The sequence below is a fragment of the Mesorhizobium sp. M7A.F.Ca.US.007.01.2.1 genome, from assembly GCF_003998165.1.
Lineage (GTDB): Bacteria > Pseudomonadota > Alphaproteobacteria > Rhizobiales > Rhizobiaceae > Mesorhizobium > Mesorhizobium ciceri.
On the sequence record NZ_RZQP01000171.1, the window covers coordinates 1 to 13,915 of the forward strand.

General features: G+C 64.7%; 13 protein-coding genes and 2 pseudogenes. 12 read left to right on the forward strand and 3 right to left on the reverse strand.

Annotation, left to right across the window (positions count from 1 at the left end; genetic code table 11):
• Positions 1-538, forward strand: a pseudogene (locus EN949_RS24970) (ATP-binding protein); the annotation flags it as partial.
• A gap of 133 nt (positions 539-671) precedes the next feature.
• Here EN949_RS24970 and EN949_RS24975 read toward each other — a convergent pair.
• Both EN949_RS24975 and EN949_RS24980 read right to left on the reverse strand, forming a co-directional pair.
• Entirely contained in the window at positions 672-1,454 is a 783-nt protein-coding gene (locus EN949_RS24975) for an SDR family oxidoreductase (RefSeq protein ID WP_024501658.1), read from the reverse strand.
• 170 nt (positions 1,455-1,624) lie between these two features.
• On the reverse strand, positions 1,625-1,903 hold the full coding sequence (locus EN949_RS24980; protein ID WP_024501657.1) for an usg protein: 279 nt from the start codon (positions 1,901-1,903) through the stop codon (positions 1,625-1,627).
• A 332-nt stretch (positions 1,904-2,235) separates the two neighbouring features.
• Between EN949_RS24980 and groES the strand changes: the two genes are divergently transcribed.
• From groES to EN949_RS25035, 11 genes are all read left to right on the forward strand, one after another.
• A complete protein-coding gene (groES, locus tag EN949_RS24985) occupies positions 2,236-2,550 on the forward strand; it encodes a co-chaperone GroES (RefSeq protein ID WP_013530718.1) in 315 nt (104 codons plus the stop codon).
• 57 nt (positions 2,551-2,607) lie between these two features.
• Positions 2,608-4,239, forward strand: a complete 1,632-nt coding sequence (gene groL, locus EN949_RS24990) for a chaperonin GroEL (RefSeq protein WP_024501656.1) — start codon at positions 2,608-2,610, stop codon at positions 4,237-4,239.
• Between the two features lie 70 nt (positions 4,240-4,309).
• Positions 4,310-4,537 (forward strand): hypothetical protein, encoded by a 228-nt coding sequence (locus EN949_RS24995; RefSeq protein WP_013530720.1) that lies wholly within the window; start codon positions 4,310-4,312, stop codon positions 4,535-4,537.
• A gap of 97 nt (positions 4,538-4,634) precedes the next feature.
• Positions 4,635-4,928: a DUF982 domain-containing protein gene (locus EN949_RS25000; RefSeq protein WP_013530721.1), complete on the forward strand. Its 294-nt coding sequence runs from the start codon at positions 4,635-4,637 to the stop codon at positions 4,926-4,928.
• Between the two features lie 335 nt (positions 4,929-5,263).
• Positions 5,264-6,148 (forward strand): AraC family transcriptional regulator, encoded by an 885-nt coding sequence (locus EN949_RS25005; RefSeq protein WP_013530722.1) that lies wholly within the window; start codon positions 5,264-5,266, stop codon positions 6,146-6,148.
• Positions 6,149-6,396: 248 nt separating this feature from the next.
• Positions 6,397-7,485, forward strand: coding sequence for a sugar ABC transporter substrate-binding protein (locus EN949_RS25010; protein ID WP_013530723.1), 1,089 nt, complete (start codon positions 6,397-6,399; stop codon positions 7,483-7,485).
• A gap of 95 nt (positions 7,486-7,580) precedes the next feature.
• The gene (locus tag EN949_RS25015) at positions 7,581-8,402 is read left to right on the forward strand and encodes an ATP-binding cassette domain-containing protein (RefSeq protein ID WP_024501653.1); all 822 of its coding nucleotides are present in this window, start codon (positions 7,581-7,583) and stop codon (positions 8,400-8,402) included.
• A complete protein-coding gene (locus tag EN949_RS25020; RefSeq protein ID WP_127366414.1) occupies positions 8,399-9,655 on the forward strand; it encodes a sugar ABC transporter permease in 1,257 nt (418 codons plus the stop codon). The genes EN949_RS25015 and EN949_RS25020 overlap by 4 nt, the downstream gene beginning before the upstream one ends.
• A 22-nt stretch (positions 9,656-9,677) precedes the next feature.
• On the forward strand, positions 9,678-10,406 hold the full coding sequence (locus tag EN949_RS25025; protein WP_024501651.1) for an SDR family oxidoreductase: 729 nt from the start codon (positions 9,678-9,680) through the stop codon (positions 10,404-10,406).
• Between the two features lie 149 nt (positions 10,407-10,555).
• Positions 10,556-12,157, forward strand: coding sequence for an FGGY-family carbohydrate kinase (locus EN949_RS25030; protein ID WP_127366415.1), 1,602 nt, complete (start codon positions 10,556-10,558; stop codon positions 12,155-12,157).
• 140 nt (positions 12,158-12,297) lie between these two features.
• Positions 12,298-13,329, forward strand: coding sequence for a cupin domain-containing protein (locus EN949_RS25035; protein ID WP_127371806.1), 1,032 nt, complete (start codon positions 12,298-12,300; stop codon positions 13,327-13,329).
• Positions 13,330-13,338: 9 nt separating this feature from the next.
• On the opposite strand, the pseudogene EN949_RS25040 reads toward EN949_RS25035, so the two are convergent.
• Positions 13,339-13,915 (reverse strand): annotated as a pseudogene (locus EN949_RS25040) (DNA polymerase IV); the annotation flags it as partial.

Here is a 13,915-nt window from a genome sequence, read left to right on the forward strand (position 1 = left end):
AGTCAGCGCCGAGGATCTGGCCGAGCGCCGCGAGCGCGTGGACCGTGTGCTGCGCGCCATCCTGGCGCAGCCCGACGCGGGTTTTCGCGTGATCGGCGTGCTCTATCAGGAGTTCGTGGTCCGCTGCCGCATCGAAGGCCTGGCCTCGGTCGTGCCCGACCTGCCGGAGTTCCGCCGCATGCTGACGCGCGCCCGGGCCGGCCTTGGGTCAGAGACGACACAGGACGACGCATGGCGGGACGTTTCCGTCCGCGCGTCGCTGCTGCCCGACGACATGCAGGGCGTGTTCATGATGATTGCCCGCGCGGCGAAGGAGGGCTGGCCTTGCCCGAGCGACGCCGCGATCGCCCGCGCCTACGGCTCGCACTCGCTGCGCCGCGCCCGGCGCCTCTTGACCTATATCGAGGAGCAGGGCCTCATCGTCTGCCAACTCGACGGGACAGGCCGGCGCACCGTGACACTGGTCGAATTGGCCTGGGCCACCGCACCGGGAGATCCGAATGCCGAGGAGGTGGAGCAGGGAAGCCTGGCGCTGTGAGGCGGCGCGGGTGCTTTGAGCGAATGATGCGATAGGCTTTTTCAGTCACCGTCATCGCGACAAATTTCTGATGGCAACCGTGAAATCGCCGACGGCGAGATGCGTCATGCAGGCGCTTGCGTTTCGATGGCGCTCACCGGTTCGCCCCAATCACCCACTGTTCCTGATCGACGAGCGTGCCGGTCATCGGCCCGGCAGCATCCGAAAGCAGGAAGACGGCGAGGTTGGCGATATCGCTGGTCGAGAACAGGCGGCCGAAGGGTTGCGAGGCGTTGGCGGCATCGAGCCAGCCCGGCCCGTTGCCCAGCGTGTCGGCTTGCATGACGCGTTCGGCCGGCGTGTCGGTCCAGCCGACATTGATGCCGTTGACGCGGATGCGATCGAAGCGATGGGCGTTGGCGGCGTTTTTGGTCAGCGTGGCCAGCGCGCCCTTGCTGGCGGAATAGACGGCGAGCTCCGGCGAGCCGCAATGGTCGTTGATCGACAGGATGTTGACGATGGCGCCGCGCTCTCCGCGCTTCTTCATGTCGGCGATGGCCGCCTGCATGAGGAAGAACGGCGCCCGCGCGTTGACCGCGAACAGCGAGGCCCAGCCGTCGAGATCGGCATCGAGGAACGAGGCCCGGTCGGTCAGCCCTGCGGCGTTGACCAGCGCATCGATGCGGCCGAAGCGCTCGATGCAGGCTTGCGCCAAAAGGGCAGGGGCTGCCGGGTCGGCGAGGTCGGCGGCGACGAAAACCGTCGGCGTGCCGAGCCGCGAAAGCTCTTCCGCAACGGCATCGCCGCGCGTCTTCTCGCGCCCGGTGACGAGCAGGCCGCCCGCGCCGCAGCGCGCCAGCGTCTCGGCGATGGCGCGGCCAATGCCTTGCGTCGAGCCGGTGACCAGCGCCACCTTGCCGTTGAGTTGGAGCTCCATTCCTCTTCCCCGCCTCGCATCTGATTTCAGGCTAGCGCGGCGCGATCGTTTTACAATACGGAAATTGGAAATCTTGGAGTGGAGGTTGTTGGCTGTCGCGCTGCGTGGGGCCGGCGAGAGCCTGCCCCAATGTCGTGATTCCCTACGTAGCGGAGGCCGTCGCAAAGACCCTAGTGGACCGTGATTATGCCCTCGACGGCCCGCCATTCCGAAGGCTGGATGAGCTGGTGATGAGCAACGCGAACCGAGTGGAGCGGACCATCGAGTTCGCGCTCCCAATATTGGAGAAAACCCTTGAGTTCGGGAAAGGCTGGAGCGAGATCATAGTCCTGCCAGACATAGAGCTGAAGCAGGCTTGGATGATCGGGCAGGTAATAGTGGATTTCGGCCGTCGTCAGGCCATAACCTTCCATTTGCAGGCGGAATTCGTTGCTGACCGTATCGGCCATGTCTTTCTCCTTCTCCGCTGAGGCATCGAGCCGGCGGCATTTGTGTCGAACCCGCCCAATGCCGGGCCGGGGCGATTGGTTCTGTCCCTCTTTAAACAACGCCGCGAGAAGCTCGCGGGTTCCGAAAATAGCCACGCCATAACAGTGTCTTGGCGCTCTTTCTTGTCGAATATAAAAATTTTTGCGCTGGTCTCTTGAAACCGAAAAAGGGCAAAACTAGCTCGATATGCGCCGCGATGCCTGACGAAGGGTCGCGGCGTTCCGCACCGGTCCGATATTGCCGGTTCGGTGCGGAGGAACCTCAAAACCTGTTTGTCCACGAGGAGAACGACATGGCGTTCCGTCCATTGCATGACCGTATTCTGGTCCGCCGCCTTGAAGCCGAGGAGAAGACCTCCGGCGGCATCATCATCCCCGATACCGCAAAGGAAAAACCGCAGGAAGGCGAAGTGCTCGCCGTCGGTCCCGGCGCGCGCGACGACAGCGGCAAGCTTGTCGAACTCGATGTCAAGGTCGGCGACCGCATCCTGTTCGGCAAATGGTCCGGCACCGAGATCAAACTCGACGGCGAGGACCTGCTCATCATGAAGGAGAGCGACGTGATGGGGATCATCGATGAGATCGCCGAAGTGAAGAAGGCCGCCTGACGGCTTCTTTCGTATCCAACCAGTCAACGAATGCTGCCTAGATAAAGGAGTGATCCAATGGCTGCCAAAGAAGTGAAATTCCATACCGAAGCGCGCGAGAAGATGCTGCGCGGCGTCGACATCCTTGCCAATGCGGTGAAGGTGACGCTCGGTCCCAAGGGGCGCAATGTGGTCATCGACAAGTCGTTCGGCGCGCCGCGCATCACCAAGGACGGCGTCACCGTCGCCAAGGAGATCGAACTGGAGGACAAGTTCGAGAACATGGGCGCCCAGATGGTGCGTGAGGTGGCCTCCAAGACCAACGACCTTGCCGGCGACGGCACGACGACCGCAACGGTGCTTGCACAGGCGATCGTCAGGGAAGGGGCCAAGGCGGTTGCCTCGGGTATGAACCCGATGGATCTGAAGCGCGGCATCGACAAGGCGGTCGATGCGGTGGTCGCCGAACTGAAGACCAATGCCCGCAAGGTCACCCGAAACGACGAGATCGCGCAGGTCGGGACCATCTCCGCCAATGGCGATGCCGAAATCGGCCGCTTCCTCGCTGAGGCGATGGAGAAGGTCGGCAATGAAGGCGTCATCACGGTGGAGGAGGCCAAGACCGCCGAGACCGAACTCGAAGTCGTGGAAGGCATGCAGTTCGATCGCGGCTACCTCTCGCCCTATTTCATCACCAACCAGGACAAGATGCGCGTCGAACTCGACGAGCCCTATGTGCTGATCCACGAGAAGAAGCTCTCCAATCTGCAAGCGATGCTGCCCGTGCTCGAAGCCGTGGTGCAGTCTGGCAAGCCGCTCCTGATCATCGCCGAGGATGTGGAGGGCGAGGCGCTTGCCACGCTGGTCGTCAACAAGCTGCGCGGCGGCCTCAAGGTCGCGGCCGTCAAGGCGCCGGGCTTCGGCGACCGCCGCAAGGCCATGCTGGAGGACATCGCCATTCTCACCGGCGGCACCGCGATCTCGGAAGATCTCGGCATCAAACTGGAAAATGTAACGCTGCAGATGCTGGGCCGCGCCAAGAAGGTGGTGATCGAGAAGGAAAACACCACCATCGTCGATGGTGTCGGCCGCAAGGAAGAGATCCAGGGCCGTGTCGCACAGATCAAGGCGCAGATCGAGGAGACCACCTCCGACTATGACCGCGAAAAGCTGCAGGAGCGGCTGGCCAAGCTCGCAGGCGGCGTTGCGGTGATCCGGGTCGGCGGCTCGACCGAGGTCGAGGTCAAGGAGCGCAAGGACCGTGTCGACGACGCACTGCATGCAACCCGCGCGGCCGTCGAGGAGGGCGTGCTGCCCGGCGGCGGCGTCGCCTTGCTGCGGGCGGCCAAGGCGCTCGATACCGTGCAGACCGACAATGCGGACCAGAGGACAGGTGTCGACATCGTGCGCCGTGCCATCGAAACGCCGGTCCGGCAGATCGCCGAGAATGCCGGCGCCGAAGGCTCGATCATTGTCGGCAAGCTGCGCGAGAAAAGCGAATTCGGCTGGGGCTGGAACGCCCAGACCAATGAATTCGGCGATCTTTTCGGCCAGGGCGTTATCGACCCGGCCAAGGTGGTGCGCACCGCCCTCCAGGACGCGGCATCGGTCGCCGGCCTGCTGGTGACCACGGAGGCCATGGTGGCCGAGAAGCCGAAGAAGGAAGCCGCCGCCCCGGCAATGCCCGCCGGCGCCGGCATGGACTTCTGAAGTCGCGGCCCAATCCGCCCGCTCCCCTGGCGGGGAGCGGGCGTCAGTCGAAGAGAGAGTGGAGGTAAAGATGGATGCAATGGCTGGCCTCGGATCCGTACCGGCTCCTACGCATCAAGCGAAGGAATTCCTGGCCTATGAAACAGAATGCAGGAACGTGCTGAAGCCGCTGCTGGCAGGGCTGCTCGACATGGCTGAAGCCGCCGGCTGGAACCGGCGAACCGCGGCGTCGGCACTGATGTTCCTCGCAGCGCAGCAAGTATCGGCAACATCCGAGGTATCCGCCGGCAGCGGCTGAACGGAAATCGGCCAGTCCCTTACCTATCCGCGGCGGGCCGTGCTTCCCGGTGTTCGGCCCGCTGCAGGCCCTGAACAATCGAGAGGAGGCACAAGCCATGAATCGCGGGCAATTCGAGGAACCGGTCACACTTCTGGTCGGAATGGGCTTTCCGAGGAAGATCGACAGCGTGATGGAAGCCTATGCACTGCTGCAGGACTGGCCGAGCGCCGGCCGCAACGGCGCCCATGCCATCGCACTCAACGCTTGCAAGGCGGGCATCGTCGGCGAAATCGATCCGGAGACGGTGCGGGCCACGCTGGTCAGCTTCGCGCGCCGCCACGACATACTGGTGCCTGACATGGTTACGCCGCTCGCGACGGTGGCGGGTGGTGCGCTGCGCACCAGCTGAACTACGATGACGGCGCTGCAACAGCGCCTGAACACGCTGTTCTTGCGATAGGCCAGGCGCCCACCGGACACGTTGGAATTCCGTTTCGGGCGGTAGTGTTCTCGTTGGTCAGTCGAGCGAACGCGTCAGCAAGACTGACCTGTTCTGCCCGAATAGCGCCTCTGAGCGCGCCCTTCCGGTTAAAAAAGTATCATCCATTGTCTTGAATCGTGGTGGCGCCTGTTGTCATGAGCCGGTACCGTGGCTCTTGAAATGCAGAGCCGAAACCAATTCGGCCGGTTTAGGGAATTGGGCCGAACGCGGCAAATATCCGTGCCGGCCGGGAGGAAACGGACATGGAACCGGACCTGGAAGTTGTCCAGATACGACGCGGGGAGTCCTTCAAGGCGTGGTCGCATGGCTACCCCTTCCATACGGTGCGCTGGCATTTCCATCCAGAATATGAACTGCATCAGGTGATCTTCACCAACGGCCGCTATTTCGTCGGCGACTTCATCGGCGAGTTCGAGCCGGGCAATCTGGTGCTGACGGGGCCGAACCTGCCCCACAATTGGGTCAGCGACATCCCCAAGGACAGCTCGATCCCGCTGCGCGGCCGCATCATTCAGTTTTCCGAAAGTTTCATCGGCGATGCCATGCATGTGCTGCCGGAGCTGGCGGGGCTTGCGGCTCTGCTCGAGGCGTCGCGGCGCGGCGTGCTGTTTTCCAACCGCACCAGCAAGGCGCTGGCGCCATTGATGGAAGAGATGATGCAGGCGCAGGGCGTGCGCCGCATCGAGCTGTTCATGATGATCGCCGGCCTGCTCAGCCGCGCCCAGGAATTCCAGCTGCTGGCCAGCGCCAGCTATCGGCCCGATCCGTCGGGCTACATGACCGCCGGCATGAACAAGGCGCTCGCCTATATCAGGGAGAACCTGACGCAGCTGTTCGACGAGGCGGACCTCGCCGCCATCGCCGGCCAGTCGACCGGGGCCTTCTCGCGCTCGTTTCGCCGCCACACCGGCATGTCGCTGGTGCAGTATGTCAAGCGGCTGCGCATCAATCTCGCCTGCCAGATCCTGATGAGCGATGAGCAGGCGTCGATTACCGACATCTGCTACGAGGTCGGCTTCAACAACCTGTCCAATTTCAACCGGCAGTTCCTGGCGGAGAAGGGCATGCCGCCCTCGCGCTTCAGGCGCCTGCTGGCCGACAACATCAACGCGGGAAAAGCCGCTTAACGGAGGAGCCAGGGAGGAACCAAGGGAGGATTTTTCTTTTGCATGACGGACGTGAGCCGCGTTGAGCGGTTCGCGATGGAGAACGCTTGTCTCGAATTCCTTCGTCGGCGGAGGATGTAGGCGCAGCTCGAAAGTCCAGCGCCGGACCCTGGTTCCCCTGCAGTTGGGGCGAGGGTGGATGGGTGTCTTCAGACCACCAAAGCAGTCAACGACCTTCTTACAACATATCCAGAAACGGAGAAGACCGAATGACCAAACTTTCAATTTCATTGAAGTCCACTGGCAAGTCCGCCGGCATGGCAGCGCTTGCGCTGTCGCTGCTGGCAGGCACCGCCGCTATCGCCAAGGCAGCCGAAGTCACCGACGCCACCGTCGCCTTCCTGATGCCTGACCAGGCCTCGACCCGTTACGAACAGCATGATTATCCCGGCTTCGCCGCCGAGATGAAGAAGCTGTGCCCGGGCTGCAAGGTGCTCTACCAGAACGCCGATGCCGACGCCTCGCGCCAGCAGCAGCAGTTCAACTCGGTGATCTCGCAGGGCGCCAAGGCGATCGTGCTCGACCCCGTCGACTCGACCGCCGCCGCCTCGCTGGTCAAGCTGGCGCAGAGCCAGGGCATCAAGGTCATAGCCTATGACCGGCCAATCCCGACAGCGCCGGCCGACTTCTATGTCTCGTTCAACAATGAAGGCATCGGCAAGGCCATCGCCGATTCGCTGGTCGAGCACCTGAAGGCGCTGAAGGTCGATCCGGCCACCGGCGGCGTTTTACAGATCAACGGTTCGCCGACCGACGCGGCGGCCGGCCTGATCAAGAAGGGCATCCATGCCGGCCTCGACAACAGCGGCTATAAGATCCTGGCCGAATACGACACGCCGGAATGGGCGCCGCCGAAGGCGCAGCAATGGGCCGGCGGCCAGATCACCCGCTTCGGCCCGAAAATCCTCGGCGTGGTTGCCGCCAATGACGGCACCGGTGGCGGCGCCATCGCGGCCTTCAAGGCGGCCGGCGTCGATCCGGTGCCGCCGGTGACCGGCAATGACGCGACGATCGCGGCACTGCAGCTGATCATCGCCGGCGACCAGTACAACACCATCTCCAAGCCGAGCGAGATCGTGGCGGCGGCCGCCGCCAACATCGCCATCAAGCTACTTTCTGGCGAGACGCCTAAGGCCGAGATGACGCTGTACGATACGCCCTCGCAGCTGTTCACGCCGGCTGTTGTGACGCAGGAAAACCTGAAGGCCGAGATCATCGACAAGAAGATCAACACCGCGGCCGAGCTCTGCGTCGATCGTTACGCGGAAGGCTGCAAGAAGCTGGGCATCGGGAACTGACCGCGACCCTTGCCCGCTCCGCTGCCTGGCCACCCGCGTGGTGGCCAGGCAGCGCTCATGCGAAATTTTTGAACCGGTTTTGAAAGGCTTCCTGCATGACCGATACCTCGGACGAACCGGTTCCGGCAGGCGAGCTGGTGCTCAGCCTGCGCGGCGTTTCGAAGAATTTCGGCGCCGTTTCGGCGCTCACCGACATCGATCTCGATGTCCATGCAGGCGAAGTGGTGGCGCTGGTCGGCGACAATGGCGCCGGCAAGTCGACCCTGGTCAAGATCCTGGCCGGCGTGCATCAGCCGAGCTCGGGAACCATCAGCTTTCGCGGCAAGCAGGTGACACTTGCAGATCCGAGTGCCGCGCTGACGCTCGGCATCGCCACCGTGTTCCAGGACCTGGCGCTGTGCGAGAACCTCGACATCGTCGCCAACATCTTCCTTGGCCGCGAACTCAGCCCGCTGCGGCTGGACGAGGTGGCGATGGAAGTGCGCGCCTGGACGCTGCTCAACGAGCTTTCGGCGCGCATCCCGAGTGTCCGCGAAGTGGTCGCTTCACTGTCGGGCGGCCAGCGCCAGACGGTGGCGATCGCACGCTCGCTGCTGCTCGAACCCAAGCTCATCCTGCTCGACGAGCCGACGGCAGCGCTTGGCGTGGCGCAGACGGCGGAAGTGCTCAATTTGATCGAGCGGGTGCGCGACCGCGGCCTCGGCGTCGTCATCATCAGCCACAACATGGAAGACGTGCGCGCCGTCGCCGACCGCATCGTCGTGCTGCGGCTTGGCCGCAACAACGGCATCTTCTCGCCCGATGCCTCGAACCAGGAACTGGTCAGCGCCATCACCGGCGCCTCGAACAATTCGGTGTCGCGGCGCGCCGAGCGCAGGCAGGCCAGGCAAGACCAGACCCAGGAGCCACGCCCATGAGCCGCGAAGCCGAAGCCGCCCCCGTGCCGCCGCAGCTCGACCGCGCCGATGTGCGCGTCAAGCACGAGGCGGGGATTGGCGGCGCCATCCGCCGGTTCTTCGACCGGGTCCGCTCGGGCGATCTCGGCTCGCTGCCAGTGATTGTCGGGCTGGTCATCATCTGGACGGTGTTCGCCAGCATCAACCCGATCTTCCTGTCGAGCAGCAATCTGGTCAATCTGCTGTTCGATTGCTCCACCGTCGGCGTCATCGCGCTCGGCATCGTCTGCGTTCTGATGGTCGGCGAGATCGACCTGTCGGTCGGTTCGATCAGCGGCTTTGCCTCGGCCATGGTCGGCACGCTGTGGGTCAACCAGGGCTGGCCGGTGGCGCTCGCGATTCTGGCCGCTGTTGCCGTCGGCGGCTTCATCGGCGCCCTCTATGCGCTGCTGTTCAACCGGCTCGGCATGCCGAGCTTCGTCTCGACGCTGGCCGGCTTGCTGGCGGTGCTTGGCCTGCAGCTCTACATCCTCGGCTCGACCGGCTCGATCAACCTGCCCTACGGCTCGAACCTGGTGAATTTCGGCCAGTTGCTGATGATGCCCAAACTCGTCTCGTTCGCTCTGGCGGCCGTGCCGGGCATCGTCATGCTGATCACCGGCCTGCGCACCGTCGCGCGCCGCCGCGCCGCGAACCTGTCGGCGCCGTCGACCGGCGGGCTCGTCACGCGCGCGGTGGTGATTACGGTCATTCTCGAGATCATCGTCTTCTATCTCAATCAGGCGCGCGGCATTCCGTGGATGTTCGGCCTGTTCGTCGGCCTGGTCATATCGATGCACTACGCGCTGACGCGGACCAAATGGGGCCGCTCTATGTCGGCGGTCGGCGGCAACCGCGAGGCGGCGCGGCGCGCCGGCATCAATGTGCGGCTGATCTATTCCAGCGCCTTCGTGCTGTGCTCGATGCTGGCGGCTTTCGGCGGCGTGCTGTCGGCGGCCCGCCTTGCCTCGGCCAGCCAGCAGGCCGGCACGGGCGACGTCAACCTCAACGCCATCGCGGCGGCCGTCATAGGCGGCACCAGCCTGTTCGGCGGCAGGGGCAGCGCCTATTCGGCACTGCTCGGCATCATCGTCATCCAGTCGATCGCCAGCGGCCTGACGCTGCTCGATCTGTCCTCGTCGCTTCGGTACATGATCACCGGCGCCGTGCTTGCCATCGCGGTCATCGTCGACTCGCTGGCACGCCGCTCGCGTGTCTCGCATGGCCGGGCCTGAACCCATCAACAGGAAGCAAGACATGAGCCAAGAACTGTCCGGAAAAGTTGCCGCCGTCACCGGTGCCGCGTCAGGCATCGGCCTCGAATGCGCCAGGCATATGCTGGCGGCCGGCGCCACCGTGGTGCTGGTCGACCGCGCCGAGGCGACGCTGAACAAACTGTGCGCCGAACTCGGCCCCAAAGCGATCCCGCTGGTGATCGACCTGATGCAGCCGGCAAGCGTCGCCACCATGATGCCGCAAATCCTGGAGAAGGCCGGCCAGCTCGACATCTTCCATGCCAATGCCGGCGCCTATGTCGGCGGCGAGGTGGCGACCGGCGATCCCGACGTCTGGGATCGCATGCTCAACCTCAACATCAATGCCTGCTTCCGTTCGATCCAGGCGGTGCTGCCGCACATGATCGAACGCAAGACCGGCGACATCATCGTCACCAGTTCGATCGCCGGTCTGGTCCCGGTGGTCTGGGAACCGATCTACACGGCCTCCAAGCACGCCGTGCAGGCCTTCGTCCACACGGTGCGCCGGCAAGTCGCCAAGCACGGCCTGCGCGTCGGCGCCGTGGCGCCCGGCCCGGTGGTGACGGCACTGGTCGACGACTGGCCGAAGGCCAAGCTCGAAGAGGAACTCGCCGCCGGCGGCCTGATGCAGCCACGCGAGGTGGCCGAAGCCGTGATGTTCATGCTGACCCGGCCGCGCAATGTGACGATAAGGGATTTGGTGATTTTGCCGCAGAGCAATGATCTCTAGGGGGAGTAGGGGAGTAGGGCAGTAGGGCAGTATGATTGCTCTGCCGTTCAATGCCCGGGCCCGAGCCAAGCCACCATCTCCTATTCCCGTACTGCCTTACTGCCTTACTGCCCTACTCCCCTACTGCCTTAAACCGAAGGTTTCCCCCAATGTCCCACTTCCTCGGCATCGACGTCGGCACCGGCAGCGCGCGGGCCGGGGTGTTCGACCACACGGGAACCCTGCTTGCCTCGGCCAAACGGGACATCGAGGTCTGGCGCGAGGCCGGCGACATTGTCGAGCAGTCGAGCAACGACATCTGGCGGGCGGTTTGCGCGGCCACGCGTGAAGCGGTCGCGCAATCGGGCGTGGCGCCCGAGGCGATCGCCGGCATCGGCTTCGACGCCACCTGTTCGCTGGTGGTGCTGGGCGAGGGCGGCGTGCCGCTGCCGGTAAGCAAGTCCGCCAATCCGGAACGCAACATCATCGTCTGGATGGATCATCGCGCGGTCGAGCAGACGCGCCGCATCAATCGCAGTGGCGAGGCGGTGCTGAACTACGTCGGCGGCGTCATCTCGCCGGAGATGGAAACGCCGAAACTCCTGTGGCTGGCCGAAAACCTGCCCGCCACTTTCGACGCCGCCTGGCAGTTCATGGACCTCGCCGATTTCCTCACCTGGCGGGCGACCGGCAGCCTTGCCCGTTCGGTCTGCACGGTGACCTGCAAATGGACCTATCTGGCGCATGAGAGCCGCTGGGACGAGACGTATTTCCGCAAGATCGGCCTCGGCGCGCTGGCCGACGAGGCATTCGCGCGCATCGGCACCGAGATCGTGCCGGCCGGTGCCGCACTCGGCGGCGGATTGACCGCGCAGGCAGCAGCAGACCTTGGTCTCAACCCCGGCACCGCGGTGGCGGCCGGACTGATCGACGCGCATGCCGGGGGCGTCGGCACGGTCGGCGCGCGCGGCGATTTCGGCAGCGTGCTGTCGCGCATGGCCTATGTTTTCGGCACCTCGGCCTGCACCATGTCGTCGACCGCCGAGCCGGCCTTCGTCGACGGTGTCTGGGGTCCGTATTTCTCGGCCATGGTGTCGGGCCTGTGGCTGAACGAGGGCGGCCAGTCGGCAGCTGGTGCTGCGATTGATCATCTGGTGCGTATGCACCCTGCAGCCGGCGAAGCGACCGCCAAAGCGCAAGCCGAGGGGCGCAGCCTCAGCGCCTGGCTGTCGCTGCAGGCGCAAAGCCGCAATGGAGCCGCGGCCACGCCGGCCCTGGTCGGCGGCATCCATGTCGTGCCGGAGTTCCTCGGCAACCGCGCGCCCTTCGCCGACCCGGACGCGCGCGCGCTGATCGCCGGGCTCGATCTCGACACCAGCCTCGACAGCCTGGTCGGGCTCTATGTCGCCGGGGTCTGCGGGCTGGGCTACGGCGCGCGCCAGATCGTGCAGGCCGAACATCAGAAAGGCATTGCCGTCGACACCATCGTGGTCAGTGGCGGCGCCGGCCAAAGCCCGCTGGTGCGCCAACTGCTGGCCGACACCACAGGCATGGTGGTGGTGGCCTCGACCTCGCCGGAACCGGTGCTGCTCGGCTCGGCGATGCTGGGCGCGGTCGCCGCCGGTGCCTACAAGGATGTGGCGGCGGCGATGGCCGGCATGTCGGAACTCGGCGAGGTCTATCATCCCGACGCTACGCTGGCCGGCTGGCATGCCAAACGCTTCGCGGCGTTCGAATTGCTGCAGCAGGCGGGCAAGGCCATCCGAGGCTGAAGCGCGCGGCTTCTGTCCGGCTTTGTCAGGAGCGTAGCGAACACCGCTTGGCGGTTTAGCCGGAAGCTGGCAGCTTTGTTCTGTCGTGGACCCTCCAGCAGCACGCGACGAGGGCAGGGCGACAGGACCAGGAGGCCCTAATGGTGGACGAAGCTAAACCGCCGCTACCATTCGCATCGGATGAGGTGCCGTGGACGGAATGGTCCGATGTGCCACGCTTCGGCCTGCGCTACCGGCATTTGTCGCTGGCTGCCCTTGGCGAAAAACACCGTGTCGGCGTGGCAATCGAGGAGCTTCCGGCTGGCAAGCAGTCCTCGCCGGCGCATTACCATATTTTCGAGGAAGAGCATGTCTTCATCCTCGAAGGGGCGCTTACCGCGTATGTCGGCGACGCGGCCTATGCCATGAAGTCCGGCGACTACATCTGCTTTCCCGCCGGTGCCGCGGCGGGGCATTGCCTGATCAATACCAGCGACGCACTGTGCCGCTATGTCATCGTCGGCGAGCGCAACCCGAATGAAGTGGTCGTCTACACCGCCTCCAACAAGGTGCTGGTACGCGCCCTGGGCCGCCGCGCGATCTTCGATCTCGCAGCCATCCGAACTTACTGGGACGGCGAGAACACCGGCCTTACCGCCGGCGATCCGCTGCCGTCGGATGTGACGGCCGGTGTCACCAAACCCCCGGCCGCGCCGATCCCGCCGATCGCCAGCGATGCTGTCGAATGGAAGGTCGAAGGCGAAGGCCCGCGGTTCGGCGGCCGGTCCAGGCACCTGACTTATGCCGCGCTGGGACGCTCCGACTATCATGTCGGCATGCTGATCGAAGCGCCGGCGCCCGGCATGCGCCTGGCGCCCCGGCACTATCACATGCTGGAAGAGGAGCATGCGCTGATCCTGGAAGGGGAGGTGACGCTGCTGCTTGGCGAGGAGCGCCACGAAATGAAAGCCGGCGACTATGTCTGCTTTCCGGCCGGCCTGGCGGTCGGGCATTCCTTCCTCAACAGCGGCACGGGGCCGTGCCGCTACCTGATGATCGGCGAGAAAAATCCCAACGAGGTCTGCGTCTATCCAGATTCCAACAAGATGGCGGTCGACGCCTTGCGCCGGCGCGACGGCATTTTCGACATGGGAGCGGTGAGGCGGTACTGGGACGGCGAAGTGATGGAGTAGCCCCCGGCTTCACAGCTCCTTCTCCGCCAACTCCCTGAATTCGTCGGGAACCGAGCGCGCCGCCTCCAGCGCCACCGTGCCGTAGCCGACGGCCTGTTTGCCGAAACGCTCGCGGATCTTGTCGATGGCGCGGTCGGCGTCGAAGCGTGCTAGGCCCTTCTTCGTGCCGGGCCGGCGCCTCTCGTCGGCGAGGCCAAGCGGCAGGTCGAGCTGTAACTCGAAGCTTTCCTCAAGATGCGAGACCGAGATCGCCAGCAGCGAGATCATTTTCTCCTGTGGATTGTCGGCAAGCAGGCCGCGCACCAGATCGCCGGCGATCTCGGCCAGCATCGCGGTCGCCGAGATCGGCTGGTCAAGCGTGATCGAACGGGTGACGGCGCGGAGATCGGCAAAGCGCACGCGTACCGTCACCGTGCGGCCGGGCCTTGCCTTGGCGCGCAGCCGGCTGGCGACGCGGTCGGCCAGATGCAGCAGTGTCGGCACGATGACCCGTGCCATAGCCGGCTTCTGGCCAAGCGCCGATTGGGCGCCGGCCGAATGCGCGCGGCGCTTCGTCTCCAGCTTTCGCGGGTCGCGGTTCCAGGAC